The organism is Gordonia malaquae (assembly GCF_037148075.1).
Taxonomy (GTDB): Bacteria; Actinomycetota; Actinomycetes; order Mycobacteriales; family Mycobacteriaceae; genus Gordonia; species Gordonia malaquae.
Window position 1 is genome coordinate 611,341 of the sequence record NZ_JBBCUB010000002.1, and the last position, 16,863, is coordinate 628,203.

General features: G+C 67.1%; 15 protein-coding genes. 8 read left to right on the forward strand and 7 right to left on the reverse strand.

Features of this window, described 5'->3' with window-relative positions:
- Positions 1–35 precede the first annotated feature (35 nt).
- Positions 36–2,042, forward strand: coding sequence for a DEAD/DEAH box helicase (locus WFK36_RS09925; protein ID WP_336791511.1), 2,007 nt, complete (start codon positions 36–38; stop codon positions 2,040–2,042).
- Here the strand turns inward: WFK36_RS09925 and WFK36_RS09930 are convergent.
- Positions 2,023–2,973, reverse strand: coding sequence for a hydrogen peroxide-inducible genes activator (locus tag WFK36_RS09930; RefSeq protein WP_336791512.1), 951 nt, complete (start codon positions 2,971–2,973; stop codon positions 2,023–2,025). The genes WFK36_RS09925 and WFK36_RS09930 overlap by 20 nt on opposite strands.
- A gap of 147 nt (positions 2,974–3,120) precedes the next feature.
- On the opposite strand from WFK36_RS09930, the gene WFK36_RS09935 reads away from it, so the two are divergent.
- The gene (locus tag WFK36_RS09935; RefSeq protein ID WP_008379253.1) at positions 3,121–3,702 is read left to right on the forward strand and encodes a peroxiredoxin; all 582 of its coding nucleotides are present in this window, start codon (positions 3,121–3,123) and stop codon (positions 3,700–3,702) included.
- Positions 3,702–4,229 (forward strand): alkylhydroperoxidase, AhpD family, encoded by a 528-nt coding sequence (ahpD, locus tag WFK36_RS09940; protein WP_336791513.1) that lies wholly within the window; start codon positions 3,702–3,704, stop codon positions 4,227–4,229. The genes WFK36_RS09935 and ahpD overlap by 1 nt, the downstream gene beginning before the upstream one ends.
- A 61-nt stretch (positions 4,230–4,290) precedes the next feature.
- Here ahpD and WFK36_RS09945 read toward each other — a convergent pair whose 3' ends face one another.
- Positions 4,291–4,992, reverse strand: a complete 702-nt coding sequence (locus tag WFK36_RS09945) for a DUF899 family protein (RefSeq protein ID WP_336791514.1) — start codon at positions 4,990–4,992, stop codon at positions 4,291–4,293.
- Between the two features lie 251 nt (positions 4,993–5,243).
- Entirely contained in the window at positions 5,244–6,476 is a 1,233-nt protein-coding gene (locus tag WFK36_RS09950; RefSeq protein WP_336791515.1) for an aminotransferase family protein, read from the reverse strand.
- 54 nt (positions 6,477–6,530) lie between these two features.
- Between WFK36_RS09950 and WFK36_RS09955 the strand changes: the two genes are divergently transcribed.
- On the forward strand, positions 6,531–7,142 hold the full coding sequence (locus WFK36_RS09955) for an AAA family ATPase (RefSeq protein WP_336791516.1): 612 nt from the start codon (positions 6,531–6,533) through the stop codon (positions 7,140–7,142).
- Between the two features lie 9 nt (positions 7,143–7,151).
- Here the strand turns inward: WFK36_RS09955 and WFK36_RS09960 are convergent, their stop codons facing one another.
- Entirely contained in the window at positions 7,152–7,613 is a 462-nt protein-coding gene (locus WFK36_RS09960) for an SRPBCC family protein (protein ID WP_336791517.1), read from the reverse strand.
- A gap of 72 nt (positions 7,614–7,685) precedes the next feature.
- Here WFK36_RS09960 and hrpA point away from each other — a divergent pair, with 72 nt between their 5' ends.
- Positions 7,686–11,369, forward strand: a complete 3,684-nt coding sequence (gene hrpA / locus WFK36_RS09965; RefSeq protein WP_336791518.1) for an ATP-dependent RNA helicase HrpA — start codon at positions 7,686–7,688, stop codon at positions 11,367–11,369.
- Between the two features lie 4 nt (positions 11,370–11,373).
- On the opposite strand, the gene nrdR is transcribed toward hrpA, so the two are convergent.
- Together nrdR and WFK36_RS09975 are read right to left on the reverse strand one after the other, a co-directional pair.
- The gene (gene nrdR / locus WFK36_RS09970) at positions 11,374–11,820 is read right to left on the reverse strand and encodes a transcriptional regulator NrdR (RefSeq protein WP_008379260.1); all 447 of its coding nucleotides are present in this window, start codon (positions 11,818–11,820) and stop codon (positions 11,374–11,376) included.
- Between the two features lie 30 nt (positions 11,821–11,850).
- Positions 11,851–12,450 carry a LysM peptidoglycan-binding domain-containing protein gene (locus WFK36_RS09975; RefSeq protein WP_008379261.1) on the reverse strand — a complete coding sequence of 200 codons (600 nt, stop codon included), beginning with the start codon at positions 12,448–12,450 and terminating at the stop codon, positions 11,851–11,853.
- 165 nt (positions 12,451–12,615) lie between these two features.
- On the opposite strand from WFK36_RS09975, the gene lexA reads away from it, so the two are divergent.
- The gene (gene lexA / locus WFK36_RS09980; protein WP_008379262.1) at positions 12,616–13,287 is read left to right on the forward strand and encodes a transcriptional repressor LexA; all 672 of its coding nucleotides are present in this window, start codon (positions 12,616–12,618) and stop codon (positions 13,285–13,287) included.
- 30 nt (positions 13,288–13,317) lie between these two features.
- On the opposite strand, the gene WFK36_RS09985 is transcribed toward lexA, so the two are convergent.
- Positions 13,318–15,030, reverse strand: coding sequence for a phosphoenolpyruvate--protein phosphotransferase (locus WFK36_RS09985; RefSeq protein WP_336791519.1), 1,713 nt, complete (start codon positions 15,028–15,030; stop codon positions 13,318–13,320).
- Positions 15,031–15,149: 119 nt separating this feature from the next.
- Here WFK36_RS09985 and WFK36_RS09990 point away from each other — a divergent pair, with 119 nt between their 5' ends.
- Together WFK36_RS09990 and WFK36_RS09995 are read left to right on the forward strand one after the other, a co-directional pair.
- Positions 15,150–15,920: a DeoR/GlpR family DNA-binding transcription regulator gene (locus WFK36_RS09990; RefSeq protein ID WP_008379264.1), complete on the forward strand. Its 771-nt coding sequence runs from the start codon at positions 15,150–15,152 to the stop codon at positions 15,918–15,920.
- Positions 15,917–16,861: a 1-phosphofructokinase family hexose kinase gene (locus tag WFK36_RS09995; protein ID WP_336791520.1), complete on the forward strand. Its 945-nt coding sequence runs from the start codon at positions 15,917–15,919 to the stop codon at positions 16,859–16,861. Before WFK36_RS09990 ends, WFK36_RS09995 begins: the two co-directional genes overlap by 4 nt.
- Positions 16,862–16,863 lie beyond the last annotated feature (2 nt).

Genomic DNA, 16,863 nt, shown 5'->3' on the forward strand with positions numbered 1-16,863 from the left:
GGTTCTCCGACTGGTGGGCTGCTCGCGGCATCGACATGTACCCGCACCAAGAGGACTCGCTCCTGGAGCTCGTGTCGGGGAGCAACGTCATCCTGGCGACACCGACCGGTTCGGGCAAGTCACTTGTAGCGTCCGGCGCGATCTACTTCGCCCGCTGCCGGGGACAGCGCGCCTACTACACCGCACCCATCAAAGCCCTGGTCAGCGAGAAGTTCTTCGACCTGTGCGAGCAGTTCGGCGCAGAGAACGTCGGGTTGGCGACCGGCGACGCCTCGGTCAACTCCGATGCGCCGATCGTGTGTGCGACCGCCGAGATCGTCGCCAACATCGCCCTGCGCGAAGGTCCCGACAGCGATATCGGCGTCCTGGTGGCCGATGAGTTCCACTACTACGGCGAGTCCGACCGTGGCTGGGCCTGGCAGGTGCCGTTGATCGAACTCCCCAACACTCAGTTCCTGCTGATGTCCGCGACGCTCGGCGACACATCGTTCTTCGTCGACGACCTCTCCAAGCGCACCGGTCGGGCCACCGTGCCCGTCACCGGCGTGGAGCGACCGGTGCCGCTGGAGCACCGGTACGCGATGACTCCGATCCACGAGACCATCGAAGAACTCGTGTCCGCGGGCCGCGCACCGGTGTACGTCGTCCATTTCACCCAGCAGCAGGCGGTGGAACGCGGCCAGGCACTGCTGTCGGCCAAGCTGTGCACCAAGGAGGAGAAGGCCGCGATAGTCGAGGCGATCGGCGATTTCGCCTTCAGCACCGGATTCGGCGGAACCCTCAGCAAGCTGCTGCGATCGGGCATCGGCGTGCACCACGCGGGCATGCTCCCCCGGTACCGTCGCCTCGTCGAACGCCTCGCGCAGGCCGGCCTTCTCAAGGTGGTCGCAGGCACGGACACGCTCGGGGTCGGCATCAATGTCCCGATCCGCACGGTGTTGTTCGCCGGCCTAACCAAGTACGACGGCAACCGAGTCCGGCGGCTGCGGGCCCGCGAGTTCCATCAGATCGCCGGACGCGCGGGGCGCGCCGGGTACGACACCGTCGGATACGTCGTGGCCCAGGCGCCGGATCACGACGTCGAGAACGCCCGTGCGCTCGCCAAAGCCGGCGACGACCCGAAGAAACTGAAGAAGATGGTGCGTCGCAAAGCCCCGGAAGGCTTCGTGAGCTGGGGCGAGCAGACGTTCACCACGCTGATCGACGCCCCGGACGAAGAGATGCGCTCGCATTTCCGGATGACGACGGCGATGCTCATGGAGGTCATGGAACGCCCTGGCGACTGCTTTGCCGCGCTCCGCCATCTGCTCGAGGAGAACCACGAGCCGCGCACCCGGCAGTTGCGCCACATCAAGCACACCATCGCGCTGTACCGCGACCTGTGCGAGACGGGAATCGTCACGAAGCTCGACACCCCGGCCCCCGACGGCAAGAAGGTGGAGCTGTCCGTCGACCTGCCGGAGAACTTCGCGCTCACCAATCCGCTGTCGGCCTTCGCCGTCGCAGCGTTCGAACTTCTCGACAAGGACGCACCGACCTACGCTCTCGACGTCGTCTCAGTGGTCGAGAGCATTCTGGACGATCCGCGACCCGTGCTGATCGCCCAGCGCAAGGCGGCCCGCGATGCGGCGATAGCCGAGATGAAGGCCGACGGCATCGAGTACGAGGAACGGATGGAGCGCCTCGAGGAGATCTCGTGGCCGCAGCCGCTCGCCGAGGAGATCGGTTTTGCGTACGAGGTGTACCGACGGGGCCACCCGTGGCTCGCAGGCTCGACACCGTCGTGCAAATCGGTGCTTCGTCACATGCGCGAGCGGTCGATGACCTTCGCCGAGTTGATCTCGCAGTTCGGCCTCGCCCGCAGCGAAGGCGTGGTGCTGCGGTACCTCACCGACTGTTACCGAGCGTTGTCGAACGGCCTGCCGATGTCGGCGGTCACCGACGAGATCGAGGATCTCACCGACGAACTCGGTGCGCTCATCCGCGGAGTGGACTCCAGCCTGCTCGACGAGTGGGCCGAGCTCACCGGTTCGCAGGCCTGACCGGAACGGTGACGTCACCGCTCTGTGCGACGAGCTCGGTGATGTCGGCCGCCAACGCGCGGTACGCCTCGGCGCGACCCGACGACTGCCGGTAGACCAGACCGATCCGGCGGCCGGGCCGCGGCCGCGCGAACTCCGCGACGGCAAGCGCACCGGCGGCGGTCTCCACTGCGACAGACGTCTTCGGAATCAGCGTGACGCCGAGTCCGCCTTCCACACACTGCACAGCGGTGGTGAGCGATGCGGCGCGCGTCTGCTGGAGATCGGGCTGGACTCCTGCGCTCTGACACACGTCGAGCGCTTGGTCCCGCATGCAGTGACCTTCGTCGAGCAGCAGCAACGGCAGGTCGGCGAGCAGTTGCGGTGACAGCCGTTTACGCCCCGCGAGCGGATGATCAGCGGGCAGCGCCAGCAGGAAGTCCTCGTCGTACATCGTCACCTCCCCCAACGTCGCGACGCCGGTCGGCAAGGCGAGCACCGCGGCGTCGAGTGTGCCGTCCCGCAGTTGCCCGAGCAGTCGGTCGGTCTGATCCTCGATCACCATCAGATCGAGGGACGGGCGTCTTGTCGCCAAGCCGCGCAGCACTCGCGGCAGGATGTACGGCGCGATCGTCGGGATGAATCCGAGGCGCAGCCTGCCCACCAGAGGATCGAGGTCGCCTGCCGCGTCGAGCAGGAAGTCGTCGACCGCATCGCATGCGGCGATGGCCGCGGGGAGCAGCCGAGCGCCCTCCGGAGTGAGCATCACGCGTCGAGTTGTGCGTTCCACCAGCTGGAGCCCGAGGCCTGCCTCGAGGCCTGCGAGAGCCTGCGACAGTGAGGGCTGGCTCACACCGAGATCCATTGCGGCCGTTCCGAAGTGGAGTTTCTTGGCGATGGCGACGAAGGCGCGGAGTCCACCGATCGACGGCTGATAGCTTTGATTGCCCATGCCTATCAGTATAGTGCGTGTCATCACGTTTACTTTCTAACCGTTTGTGGGCAGACTGGATACGAGCCCGAGCGACGGTGACCCCGGCATGCTCGCGGCCGATCAATTCTCATCGCACCCCTTTCAACGAATTCAGGAGTACGTGTCATGGCATTGCTGACCATCGGCGACCAGTTCCCGGCCTACAACTTGACCGCAGTCATCGGCGGCGACCTCTCGAAGGTCGACGCGCAGCAGCCCGACGACTACTTCACCACCGTCACCTCGGACGACTACGCCGGCAAGTGGCGCGTCGTGTTCTTCTGGCCGAAGGACTTCACCTTCGTGTGCCCCACCGAGATCGCCGCCTTCGGCAAGCTCAACGACGAGTTCGCCGACCGCGACACCCAGGTGCTCGGCGCCTCGGTCGACAACGAGTTCGTCCACTTCCAGTGGCGTGCACAGCACGAGGACCTCAAGACCCTCCCCTTCCCGATGCTCTCGGACCTCAAGCGTGAGCTCGCCGAGGCCGCAGGCGTGCTGAACGCCGACGGTGTCGCAGACCGCGCCACCTTCATCGTCGACCCGAACAACGAGGTCCAGTTCGTCTCCGTGACCGCCGGCTCGGTCGGCCGCAACGTCGACGAGGTCCTCCGCGTCCTCGACGCCCTCCAGTCGGACGAACTGTGCGCCTGCAACTGGAAGAAGGGTGACCCCACCATCAACGCCGGCGAACTGATGACCGCCTGATGAGCATCGACAATCTGAAGAGCGCACTCCCCGAGTTCGCCAAAGACCTGAAGCTCAACCTCGGCTCGATCAGCCGCACCACCGTGCTGACCGAGGAGCAGTTGTGGGGAACCCTGCTGGCCACCGCCGCAGCCACCCGCAATGCGACCGTCCTGCGGGAAATCTCCGACGAGGCCGCCGACACCCTGTCCGCAGAGGCGTACAACGCGGCACTCGGCGCGGCGTCGATCATGGGCATGAACAACGTGTTCTACCGCGGTCGTGGATTCCTCGGTGGCAAGTACGACGACCTGCGCCCCGGACTGCGGATGAACATCATCGGCAACCCCGGTGTCGACAAGGCGACGTTCGAACTGTGGTCGTTGGCCGTCTCGGCGATCAATGGCTGCGAGCACTGCGTCGGCGCGCACGAGAACGTCGTCCGCGAAGCGGGCGTCGATCGTGAAGCCGTCCTCGAAGCGCTCAAGGTCGCGTCGATCGTCGCGGGCGTCGGCCAGGCCATCGGCATCGCCGAGACCCTCGCGTAGGTCCGCACTCAGCTGTACACACCGGTGCCCCGTCGATCAGTCGACGGGGCACCGGTGTTTGTCAGTCGCTGTCCCGGGCTGCCGCGCCATACCAGTCCGCCACGTCCTCAGCGCTCGCCCAGCGGGTGAACGTCGGCGACTGCGGCCACCCGTCGGGGACGTCCTGCCACTCCTCCTGCCTCCCGTACGGCAGAAGGTCGAGCAGCCCGAACACCGATGAGATCTGTTCGACGCCGCGGCTGAACGTCTGCCATTGATGGAACACTCGATCTCCGTCGCGGACGAAGGTGTTGAGGGCGAAGCCTCCACCCGCCGGCGCCCCGACTTCTGCGCCGAAGTCCGTCCCCGCACACGAATACCAGGGCATCCGGTTGCCCGTCGCCTCTGTGTAGGCGACGAGCTCGCCGATCGGTCCGTTGCTCACGATGACGAACCGTGCGTCGTAAGCGTCCAGCCCCTCCAGGCGGACGAACTGCGACGTGAATCCGGTGCACCCGGAGCACTGCCACTGCGCGCCGTCGGTCCACATGTGGTTGTAGACGACCAATTGAGTGCGCCCGGCGAAGACGTCGGCGAGAGTCACCGACGTGCCGTCCTCGCCGGTGAGCACGTACTCGGGGAGCTCGACGACCGGCATGCGCCTGCGTTGCGCCGCGATGGCGTCGAGCTCTCTGGTGGCGGCTTTCTCTCGCTCGCGTAGGCGCTCGGCGTCGATCTGCCACGCCTGTCGATCCACAACCGGCGGAATCGGATTCTGGTACATGCTTCCTCCAAGTGTCGCGGTGGTCGGCAGAATCCACGGTAAGCCCCGGAAGCGGACGCCTGTCGTCGAATGAGCGAACCCCTCCGCTCGCGATTCTCGCGTGCGAAGGGGTTCGTCTTCGTTCAGGTGGGCGACCGCCGTCAGGCGGCGGCCACCTCCTCGGTCCTGAATGAAATCATTGTCTGGACCACCTCCTTTCCCTTGACGAGGACGACGCTACGCCCGGGCCAGGAGGGACCGCAACGGGTTTTCTACAGTTCTTTCAGTGCCGCTGCGAAGCGGTCGGCGAGCTCGCCGACCTCCTCCGTCGTCATGACGAACGCAGGCGAGACCTGCAGCGCGCCCTGGCCTGCCGCACGGCCGCTCACACCGTGCTCGCGGAGCTTGCCGATGGCGGCCATCGCCTTGGCCGGATCGGCCAGCTGAACCGCGCTGACGGCACCGAGTCCGGTGCGGACCTCGGCGACCGAATCGAGCTCGGCGAGCGGCGACAGTGCCTGGGCGAGATCGGATTCGAGGCGGTTCGCGCCGTCGAGCAGATTCTCGCGCTCGATGATGTCCAAGTTCGCCAGTGCGGCCGCGGCCGACGCGTTGTGGCCTCCGTAGGTGTAACCGTGGCGGAACCACGTTCCGCCGGTGAAGAACGGCTCGGCCACGCGCGGCGACACGATGAGGGCGCCCATCGGAACGTAACCGCTGGTCAGCCCCTTCGCGGTAGTGATCATGTCGGGCTGCAGATCGAAACGCGCCGACGCGAACCATGCGCCGCCGCCGATGCGGCCGAAGCCGGTCACGACCTCGTCGACGATGAACAGGATGTCATGCTCGCGGCAGATGTCGCGCACTTCGGCGAGGTAGCCGTCCGGCGGCAGGTAGACGCCGCCCGCGCCGATGATCGGTTCGACGAAGAACGCCGCGATCTTGTCGGCGCCGATGCGCTCGATGAGGCCGAGCAGCGCCTTCGCGTCGTCCCAGTCGACGGTCTCGGTGTCGGGGATGATCTCGCCGTAGCCCTCGGCGTTGAGCGGGATGCCTGCCAGCGAGGTGCCCGCCGCGTGCATGCCGTGATACGCCTTGGTACGCCCGACGGCGATGGTCTTGCCGGGCTTGCCCTGCTCCACCCAGTAGCGACGGGCGAGCTTGTAGGCACTGTCCACGGAATCGGAACCGCCGAGGGTGAACATGACCTTCGACCCCTCGACCGGGGCGATGGCGGCGACGCGGTCGGCGAGTTCGAGCGTCACATCGGAGGCGAAGTCGCCGAAGTTCGAATAGTGCGCGATCGCCGACAGCTGCTTCGCAACCGCCTCTGCCACCTCGGTGCGGCCGTGGCCGATGTTGGTGAACCAGAGGCCTGCCGTGGCGTCGAGGTACTCGTTGCCCTTGTCGTCGTAGATGCGCGTGCCGTCACCTCGGGTGACGACGAACGGACCGCTCGCCGTGACCGCGCCCATGTCTGCAAAACCGTGCCAGAGTGAACCCATGCCTCAAATATCGCATGAGGCGACCGATCGCCGCCCGTCGGTACCGTGAATCCCATGATCATCTGGGTGAACGGCGCCTTCGGGTCTGGGAAGACGCACACCGTCCACGAACTGCACCGCAGGCACGGGCAGGGCCACGTCGCAGACCCCGAGATACTCGGCTACGCGATGCACAAGATGCTGCCTGCGTCCGCACGCACGGACTTCCAAGACCTGCCTCAGTGGCGGACAGGCGTGGCCGACACGCTCGAGCGGTCGGCCGCCGTAAGCGACGAGCCGATTCTCGTGCCGATGACAATCGTCGACCCGCAGTTCTTCGATGAGACGGTGGGGGAACTCCGCCGCCGCGGGGCAGACGTGCGGCACTACGCGCTCATCGCGAGTCGAGAGACACTCGAACGCCGCCTGGCCTCACGGGTGTCGACGCTCGGCGCCCGCCTTCTCGGCCGGGACGAGACATGGGCTCACGCTCAGATCGACCGATGTCGGACTGCGCTCGCCGACGATTCTTTCGGTGTGCACATCGAAACCGACGATCTCACGCTCGACGAGGTCGTCGAGGTCATCGCAGCGGACGTCGGCCTGCCACTGACACGGAACCGGCTGTCACGCCCGGCCGCCGCAGTGCGTCGAGCCGAGGTCGCCGTACGGCACATTCGCTTCTGAGCTGTCCCCTCAGGCCTTCGACGCCTGCCCCTCAGCCAGTTCCGCTAGGCGATCGACAGACGCGGCGAGCTTGTCGACTGTCGTCGCCCTCGCACGCGCCTGCCGGGTGGTGTCGTGCAGTTCCGTCCAGTCGTACGTGTGCGTGACGACGGCTCCGTCGTCGGTCGGCGTCACCTCCCACCGCCAGAGGTGCCCGGGTCGCGGTGCGTCCACCGGAGACGGCTGCCATGCGACGAGCCGCCCCTCGCTGAACTCGACGACGTGATTGCGGCGCACGTCGCCGGTCGTGAGCACGGTGTCGAAGGTGTCGCCCACGGCGTGGATTCGCTGGCCTGAAGCCGCACTCCGCAGATTGTCGTTGCCGTCCCATTCCGGTTGCCGTGTCGGATCGGCGATGAGGTCGAAGATCACCTCGGCCGGCGCGGTCACGGTTCGCTGGGCGGAGATCACACGTCGTGAGTCGTTCGTCATGACCGACACCTCACCAGCCGGGCGACGGCGTGGCAACGGTTCTGTTCAGCGCGCACGTAGGATTGACGGATCATGTCGTCGACGCTGACCATCACTTATCCGCCCGAGCTGCCCGTCAGCGCCTGCCGCGAGGAGATCGCCGAAGCGATCCGCGACCACCAAGTGGTGGTGATCGCCGGCGAGACGGGATCGGGCAAGACCACCCAACTCCCGAAGATCTGCCTGGAGATGGGGCGGACGTCGATCGGCCACACGCAGCCGCGGCGCATCGCGGCGACATCGGTGGCGCGCCGCATCGCCGACGAGCTGCACACCGAGATCGGCGACGCCGTCGGGTACCAGGTCAGGTTCTCCGACAAGAGTTCGAAGAACACGCAGATCAAGGTGATGACCGACGGCATCCTCCTGCGCGAGATCACGACCGACCCGCTCCTGCGTCGCTACGACACGCTGATCATCGACGAGGCGCACGAACGCAGCCTCAACATCGATTTCCTGCTCGGGTACTTAAAGCAGCTCCTGCCGCGCAGGCCCGACTTGAAACTTGTCATCACCTCGGCGACCATCGAGCCCGATCGATTCGCGAGGCATTTCGCGGGACCGGACGACGCGGTCCCGATCATCGAGGTCTCCGGTCGAACGTATCCCGTCGAGGTGCGTTATCGGCCGCTCGCGACCGACGATGAGGACCACGCCGACCTCGACCAGATCGCCGCGATCGAGGCCGCTGTCCGGGAACTGTGGTCCGGCGGAAACGGCGACATCCTGGTCTTCCTCCCGACCGAGCGCGACATCCGGGAGACCGCGGACACGCTCGGCCGACGACCCGATGTGGAGGTCGTCCCGCTGTACGCCCGACTCTCGGTCGCCGAGCAGCACAAGGTGTTCAGCCCGTCGGACGGCCGTCGTATCGTGTTGGCGACCAACGTCGCCGAGACGTCGCTGACCGTGCCGGGAATCCGCTACGTCATCGATTCGGGCACCGCGCGCATCTCCAGGTACTCGACGCGAACCAAGGTCACGCGGCTTCCCGTGGAGAAGGTGTCGCAGGCCAGCGCTCGTCAACGCGCCGGACGCTGCGGGCGCGTGGCTCCCGGCGTGTGCATCCGCCTGTACGCCGAGGACGATTTCGACGCACGCCCCGAGTACACCGATCCCGAGATCCTCCGCAGCAACCTCGCCGCCGTCATCCTGTCCATGCTGTCGCTGAAGCTCGGCGACATCGCCGACTTCCCCTTCGTGCAGCCACCGGAGTCCCGCGCGATCCGAGACGGCATGGCGCTGCTGTCCGAGCTCGGCGCCGTCACCGACACCGACTCCGCCTCCGCTCGGCTGACCAAGGTGGGTCGGACGCTGGCACGACTCCCGGTCGACCCGCGGCTCGGCCGCATGCTCGTCGCCGGTCACGAGAACGGCTGCCTCGACCACGTCCTGGTGATCGCGGCGGCGCTCGCACTGCCTGACGTTCGAGAGTTCCCGTCCGACAAGCGCGACGCAGCCACTGCCGCGCACAAGAAGCACGCAGTCCCCGGCTCGGAGTTCCTCGGTCAGGTGCAACTGTGGTCGTACCTACAAGAGCAGCGCTCCGAACTGTCGAGCAATCAGTTCCGACGACAGTGCGAACGTGAGTTCATCCACTTCCTGCGCGTCCGCGAATGGATCGACCTGCATCGCCAACTGACCCGCACGGTCCGCGACCTCGACTGGCAGATCCCGACGACCGAGGTCGACGCGACCGCAATCCATACGTCCCTGCTCACCGGCCTGCTCACGAACATCGGCGCCCGCCAGGGCGACACACGCGAGTTCCTGGGCACCCGCGGCACCAAGTTCGCGATCTTCCCCGGATCGTTCCTGTCATCGAAGCCGCCCGCATTCGTGATGGCCGCCGATCTCATGGAGACCTCCCGACTGTTCGCACACACGGTCGCAGCCATCAACCCGGAATGGGTCGAGTCGGCCGCGGGCGACCTCGTGACCCGCACATACAGCGAACCGCACTGGTCCACCCGTCGGGCCGCGGTGATGGCCTACGAGCGCGTCAGCCTGTACGGCGTGCCGCTCGTCGTGCAGCGTCGTGTGCATTACGGGCCGATCGACCCGAAGACGTCGCGCGAGATCTTCATCACCGAGGCTCTCGTCGCCGGAAAGTGGCGCAGCAGGCATGCGTTCGTCCGCCACAACGCCGAGATCATCTCCAGCGCAGAGGATCTCGAACACCGCGCTCGTCGCCGCGACCTCGGCCTCTCCGACGCCGAACTCTTCGACTTCTACGACGCCCGCGTCCCACCGAACGTCGTGTCCGCGCGGCACTTCGACTCATGGTGGAAGAAGGCGGGCCGGGCCGATCCGACACTGCTGAACCTCTCGGTCGACATGCTCGGGTCCGACGACGGTCCGTCTGCGGCCGATTTCCCGGAGGCCTGGCAGCAGGGCGAGACCCGCCTCGAGTTGCGGTACAACTTCTCACCCGGCGCACCGGACGACGGTGTCACCGTTGTGATTCCGCGTGCGCTGCTGTCCCACGTCCACGACGGCGGTTTCGACTGGTTGGTGCCGGGCATGCGCAGTGAACTCGCGACAGCGCTGATCAAGTCCCTTCCCAAGGGCTTGCGCAAGTCTATGTCACCCGCGCAGAGATATGCCGATCTCGCCCTCGACCAGCTCACGCCTCGCTCCGAGGCATTGGTTCCGGCGCTCGCGCGAGAGCTCTCGTCGATCACTCGCATGTCGCTCGGTCCGCGCGATTTCCGACCGGACACTCTGCCCGACCACCTGCGGATGCACTTCGCCGTCGTCGACGACACGAAGGGCGCCGTCATCGCTCGGGGCGACCGCCTCGGCGACCTCCGCTCGCAGTTCGGCCCGACCACCGCGAGTCCCACCGCCGACGCCGCCGTCCACACCGCCTGGGCCTCCGACGGCATCGGGACGCTGGACGACAGTCGCGTGCAGACGCTCGCAGGCCAGCAGGTGACGCGGTACCCGACCCTCGTCGTGGTCCCCGGCCGGGGCGTTCGGGTCACCACCGTCCCGAGCCCGGTGGCGCGCGACGCCGGGATCACAGCAGGCGTGCGTGAACTGCTGACACTGGCCATCGCTCCGCCGAGCCGGAAACTCGCTTCGTCGTTGCCGCCCGCACGCAGGCTTGCGCTCAGTCAGAGCCCCTACCGGGACGTCGACGCACTGCTCGCCGACTGCACGCGTCGAGCCGTCACCGACGTCCTCGCACGCGAGAACACACTCGGCGACCTCCGTGGCCCCTCCGACTTCGCGGCCGTGTCTGAGCGGATCACACCGACCGTGCGCTCACTGGCGCCCGAGTACTTCGACCTCGCGGTCGCGGCGCTCGCCGAATACTCCGAACTCAGGCGCACCATCGATTCGCGCACGGGTTCGCTCGCCGCCGACGACGTCGCCGATCAGGCGGCCAATCTTGTGTTCGACGGCTTCGTCGCCGTCACTCCTGGCGCGGCGCTGCGGTCGCTGCCGCGCTACCTGACGGCTGCGCGACTCCGCCTGGAATCGCTCCCGGGGTCGGCAGCCCGCGACAACCAGGGCATGCTGGTCGTCGACCGGGTGATCGCGGCATGGAATCAGCGGCTGGCGCAGGTCCCGGAGGCTCGACAGGACGCGTTGAACGATCTGGTCCAGTGGCAGTTGGAGGAACTCCGGGTGAGCCTGTTCGCACAGCAGTTGGGGACTGCGGGCCCAATATCTGAGAAGCGAGTGCTCAAGGCGATCGCTCAGTTCTGAGGAGTCAAACGCGCTCGCGGAGCTCGTTGATCTCCTTCTGGAAGTCGTCCGCCGATTCGAACGACTTGTAGACGGAGGCGAACCGCAGGTAGGCGACCTCGTCGAGGTCGCGGAGCGGACGCAGGATCGCCAGTCCGACCTCATTGCTCGGTATCTCGGCCGAGCCGAGACCACGTACGGTGTCTTCCACCTGCGAGGCGAGCTTGGCGAGCGCGTCTTCGTCGACGCTGCGGCCTTGACACGCCCGACGGACGCCCTTCATGACCTTCTCGCGGCTGAACGGTTCGGTGACCCCGTTGCGCTTCACGACGGACAGCACCGCTGCCTCCACCGTGCTGAAGCGTCGACCACACTCTGCGCATGATCGACGGCGGCGGATCGCCAGGCCGTCATCGGCAACTCGGGAGTCCACCACTCGTGTGTCGTCGTTCTTGCAGAACGGGCAGCGCATCCCCCGATGATAACGTCCAGCTCGAGGCGGTCAGTACGCGGGAGCAACCAGGGACTGACTCACCCGCAGACCCGACGTGTCCAGACCGTTCATCGCACGCAACTGAGCAACCACCCCCGCCGCGGGCAGATCAGGTGCGATCCGGTGAGCGACGTCCGTCAGCGACTCTCCGGACCGGACATGGACCACCTGGGTGGCCGCCGGAACGTCGGGCGTCGCCGCATCCTGGTACGACCCTCCGATGATCGCGAGGATCCACACCACGCCGGCCAGCACCGCACCGAGAAGCAGCGAGCCGACGACTCGACGACGACGGAACACGGCCTCGGTGTTCGAACGGTTCGTCGCCGGCGAGGCCACGGTCGATCGGGACGCCCGACTGGGCCGGAGGACCGCCCGATCGCGGGCCTCCCACTGCGCCTGCGGCTCATGCTTGAGCGAGTCGACGCCTGCCGATCGTCGTCGTCCTCGCCCTGTCGGGCGGCACACATCGCCGTCCACGCGCGGACTCGAATGATCGACGCGCCGCGTGTCGACGACCGGAATATCGCAGGTCATAGCGGAGATGCGCGCACGCTCGGGTGAGCGGTCCGCGCGAGCGGCGGGGCGGGTGATCAGTGCTTGACTCATCGGAGCCTCCTGTTCGATCAACTGTTCGAAGAACCTTTGTTCGATAGTTAACACCATGGGTCCGACAAAGTCAGCAACACGTCGAACAATTGTTTGAAATCTGTGATCCAGTCGACTAACGTCGAGGTCAGTTCACATGCGATGTTCGAATGGAAAGGACCGACGATGGCGGACAATCCCGATCCCCTGCTCTCGACCTCCACCCTGGAGGCGTCGCTGACTCAGCGTCAGCGTGAAGTGCTCGAGGTGATCCGGAAGTCGGTCCGGGAGCGCGGCTACCCGCCGAGCATCCGCGAGATCGGCGAAGCCGTCGGCCTCACGTCGACATCGTCGGTGGCGCATCAACTCCGGACACTCGAGCGCCGCGGTCTCCTCAAGCGCGATCCGCATCGTCCGCGCGCGGTGAACGTCCGAGACGACAATCGCACGCCTCCCGCCGACGACTCGTCGGAGTCGCTGCCGACGCCGACCTTCGTGCCGGTGCTCGGCCGCATCGCCGCCGGCGGCCCGATTCTCGCCGAACAGGCTGTCGAAGAAGTGTTCCCGATGCCCAAGGAACTTGTCGGCGACGGCTCGCTGTTCATGCTTCGCGTGGTCGGCGAGTCGATGATCGACGCCGCCATCTGCGACGGCGACTGGGTGGTCGTCCGTCAGCAGAACGTCGCCGAGAACGGCGACATCGTCGCGGCGATGATCGACGGCGAGGCCACGGTGAAGACGTTCAAGCGTAAGGACGGCCACGTGTGGCTGCTCCCCCACAACGAGCATTTCGAGCCGATCCCCGGCGACGACGCCGCGATTCTCGGCAAGGTCGTCACGGTGATGCGTCGTATCTGACGCATCACCGCTGGTGGTCGGCGCCGGTCCTCAGGCGCCGACCACGGCACGCGCGGCATCGCGCGCGCCGGATGCGCTGGTCGCCGCGAGCGCTGCGGTCGCGGCGTCACGGCACTGCTGCAACGTCACGCCGCCGAGCTTGAGTCCCACCGCGGGCGACGCCGCCGGGGCGGACGACAACGATCGCACGCCGAGCCCGACGAGTACGCAGGCCAGCAGGGGATCAGCCGCAGCCTCGCCGCAGACGCCGACCGACTTGGAGTGCTTCTCTCCTGCCCGTCCGATCATCTCGATGAGTGCGAGAACAGCGGGCTGCCATGGATCGGTGAGCGACGCGAGTTCAGGCGACATGCGGTCGGCGGCCATCGTGTATTGCGTCAGATCATTCGTCCCGACCGACACGAAATCGACTTCGGCAAGGATCTTGTCGGCAAGTATCGCCGCCGACGGCACCTCGATCATGACGCCGGGAACCATGCCCCGACCACGCACCTGACCGGCGAACTCGCGAGCCTCGTCGACCGTCGCGATCATCGGCGCCATCACCCACGGAACCGCCCCGGCCCCTTTCGCCGCGGCGGCGAGTGCATCGAGTTGCCCGTTGCGGATCTCCGGGTACGTCGCGACTATCCGGTTCCCACGCACACCCATCGCCGGATTCGGCTCGTCGGTGTTCGCGACGAACTTCAGCGGCTTGTCCGAGCCCGCGTCAAGGGTTCGGATCACCACCTTCTGACCGTCGAATGCATCGATGACCTCGCGGTACAGCGCCGTCTGCTCCTCGAGCGTCGGTTCGGTCGCACGGTCGAGGAATGCGAGCTCGGTCCGAAACAGGCCGACACCCTGCACGGGCGCGTCTGCCGCGGCCCGCGCCGACACGCCGTCGGCCACGTTCGCGAGAATGAGGACCGGCTCTCCGTCGGCCGTTGCACCGGGACCCCGCCACGCGGCGATTTTCTCCGCCGTGTCGCGCGCCGCGACGATCGCGGCCGAGATCAAGTCCTCATCAGGGTCGATACCGATGGTTCCGGTGCCGCCGTCGACGTAACCGTGCGCGCCGGTCGGGATGTCGTCGAGGTCGGCCGCGGCGACGATGCACGGGATGCCCAGTTGGCGGGCGATGATCGCCGTGTGACTGCTCGGTCCGCCGAGCCGCATCGCCAATCCGACAACCAACGCCGGATCGAGTCCGGCGGTGTCCGCCGGCGCCAGATCGTCGGCGCACAGGATTGACGGCACCTCGGGCGTCGGGATCCCCGGCTCCGGAAGGCCCAGGAGTTCGGCGATCACCCGGTCGCGGACATCGCGCAGGTCGGTCACTCGCTCCGCCATCAGGCCACCGAGTTTGGTGAACATCTCGACGAACTGTTCAGTGGCCGCGGCGGCGGCGGCCGGCGCCGGGCTGCCCGCGGCGATGAGCTTGGACGCCGCGCCGATCCACCCGCGATCGCGAGCGAGACCCGCTGTGGCAGTGAGGACTTCAGCGGAGACGCCGGTGCTGTGCGATGCCCGTTCGGAGAGGCGTGCGGCCACCACTGTCGCGGCATCGACAAAACGTGCGGCCTCGGACTCGCGCTCGGTGTCGGCCACGGGCGCGGCCGATGCGTCGTACGTCGGCCGCTCACCGATGCGGATGATCGGGCCGTATGCGAGCCCGCCGACCACCGGAGTCCCGGTCACGACGGAACTGGCGGCGAACGGGTTGTCGGCGGATTGCACGGGCGCGGCATCGATCTGGCTCATGTGAGAGAGATTACAAGAAGTCCTTGACGCACCCGACGGTACGGGAGTAAACAAAGATGTAATCCAAGCAAACGAAGATGAATCAACACACAAGTGCTCAGCTGACCAGGAGTCGTCACATGTACGCCGAAGAACGCCAACAGGCGATCGCGAACGAAGTCCGCCAACGCGGCCGCGTGTCCGTCGCCGAGCTGGCTGAACGATTCGCAGTCACCGGCGAGACCGTCCGGCGCGACCTCGCGGTCCTGCAGCGTTCCGGCAGCCTGATGCGTGTTCACGGCGGAGCAGTGCGACTCGACGTCGCCGCCGTCGTCGACGAACCGGACCTCCCGTCGAGGGAGGCCGCGCGTCAGTCCGAGAAGGCCGCGATAGGCGTCGCGGCGCAGCGCTTCCTGCCCGCCACCGGTGGTTCGGTCCTCTTCGACGCCGGGAGCACCACATACCAGGCCGCGACTGCGGTGAGTGGTGACGCACGCCTGCAATTGGTCACCAACAGCGTGCCGATCGCGTCGTCGCTCACCGGATTGTCACGGTCTACGGTGCTGCTGATCGGAGGCAGACTCCGACCGAAGACGCAGGCTGCGGTCGGCGCCGATGCCGTCGAGGCATTCGCGCGACTTCATGTGAGCGTCGGGTTCATCGGCACAAACGGGCTCACCGCCGATCACGGCCTGTCCACTCCAGACTCCGACGAAGCCGCGACCAAACGGGCGATGATCGCCTGCTGCGACCGCGTGGTGGTGCTGGCCGACTCGTCGAAGATGAACCGCCAGGAACTCGTCGGCTTCTCCGGCCTGGAGGACGTCGACGTCCTCGTCACCGACGCCGGCATCGACCCGGCTCTCGTCACCGCACTGACCGAACACGACATCGAGGTGGTCGTCGCATGATTCTGACAGTCACAGCCAATCCGAGCATCGACCGGACGGTTCAACTGGACGGGCCGTTGATACCCGGCGGCGTCCACCGACCGGTCGGTGTTGTCGACCAGCCGGGCGGGAAGGGCGTGAACGTGGCCCGAGTCGTCGATGCCGCAGGGCTTCCGACGATGGCTGTGGCGCCTGCGCACGCGGGCGACTCGTTCGTCCATCACCTCGAACGAGCAGGCCTGCCGCACAGCGCGATCGACGTGGCCGGAGACGTCCGGGTGAACCTGACGATCGCCGACCCCGATGGCGTCACCACCAAGATCAATGCACCCGGCGCGAAGCTCGACGCCGCCGAGGCGCAGTCCCTGGTGACGGCCATCGTCGAGCATGCAGCCCACGCGGACTGGTTGGCGCTCTGCGGCTCACTCCCGCCCGGTCTGCCCGCAACCTGGTACGCCGACGTCATCGGCGCGCTTCGCGGCGTCGGCGTGCACATCGCGGTCGACACCTCAGGCGCTCCTCTGCGTCACGTGGCGGCTGCGGGCCCGGATCTGATGAAGCCGAACTCTGAGGAACTTGCGGAATTGACCGGCGCGGATCCCGTCGCACTCGAGTCCGCCGCGGCCGACGGCGATCCTTCGGAGGCGGCGCGCGCATCCATCGCACTCGCCGAATCCACCCGTGGAGCGGTGCTCACCACTCTCGGCGGCGCGGGCGCCGTGCTTGCGGTCGGAGGCGAAGCCTGGTTCGCCTCGGCGCCCGAGGTGCGGGTCCGGAGCACCGTCGGGGCAGGCGACGCCTCCCTCGCCGGCTATCTGATCGCCGACCACGCCGGCGCCGACCCGGCCGATCGCCTCGCGCGGGCTGTCGCATACGGCTCCGCCGCCGCGTCACTGCCCGGCACCACCCCACCGACCCCAGACCTGCTCGACCACGCACGCATCACCGTCACCCGCCTGTAGAC

Bases quoted from the DNA above. Each gene is read 5' to 3' on its own strand.
- WFK36_RS09925 (WP_336791511.1), top strand. From the start codon at position 36: ATGTACCCGCACCAAGAGGACTCGCTCCTGGAGCTCGTGTCGGGGAGC.
- WFK36_RS09930 (WP_336791512.1), bottom strand. From the start codon at position 2,973: ATGGGCAATCAAAGCTATCAGCCGTCGATCGGTGGACTCCGCGCCTTC.
- WFK36_RS09935 (WP_008379253.1), top strand. From the start codon at position 3,121: ATGGCATTGCTGACCATCGGCGACCAGTTCCCGGCCTACAACTTGACC.
- ahpD (WP_336791513.1), top strand. From the start codon at position 3,702: ATGAGCATCGACAATCTGAAGAGCGCACTCCCCGAGTTCGCCAAAGAC.
- WFK36_RS09945 (WP_336791514.1), bottom strand. From the start codon at position 4,992: ATGTACCAGAATCCGATTCCGCCGGTTGTGGATCGACAGGCGTGGCAG.
- WFK36_RS09950 (WP_336791515.1), bottom strand. From the start codon at position 6,476: ATGGGTTCACTCTGGCACGGTTTTGCAGACATGGGCGCGGTCACGGCG.
- WFK36_RS09955 (WP_336791516.1), top strand. From the start codon at position 6,531: ATGATCATCTGGGTGAACGGCGCCTTCGGGTCTGGGAAGACGCACACC.
- WFK36_RS09960 (WP_336791517.1), bottom strand. From the start codon at position 7,613: ATGACGAACGACTCACGACGTGTGATCTCCGCCCAGCGAACCGTGACC.
- hrpA (WP_336791518.1), top strand. From the start codon at position 7,686: ATGTCGTCGACGCTGACCATCACTTATCCGCCCGAGCTGCCCGTCAGC.
- nrdR (WP_008379260.1), bottom strand. From the start codon at position 11,820: ATGCGCTGCCCGTTCTGCAAGAACGACGACACACGAGTGGTGGACTCC.
- WFK36_RS09975 (WP_008379261.1), bottom strand. From the start codon at position 12,450: ATGAGTCAAGCACTGATCACCCGCCCCGCCGCTCGCGCGGACCGCTCA.
- lexA (WP_008379262.1), top strand. From the start codon at position 12,616: ATGGCGGACAATCCCGATCCCCTGCTCTCGACCTCCACCCTGGAGGCG.
- WFK36_RS09985 (WP_336791519.1), bottom strand. From the start codon at position 15,030: ATGAGCCAGATCGATGCCGCGCCCGTGCAATCCGCCGACAACCCGTTC.
- WFK36_RS09990 (WP_008379264.1), top strand. From the start codon at position 15,150: ATGTACGCCGAAGAACGCCAACAGGCGATCGCGAACGAAGTCCGCCAA.
- WFK36_RS09995 (WP_336791520.1), top strand. From the start codon at position 15,917: ATGATTCTGACAGTCACAGCCAATCCGAGCATCGACCGGACGGTTCAA.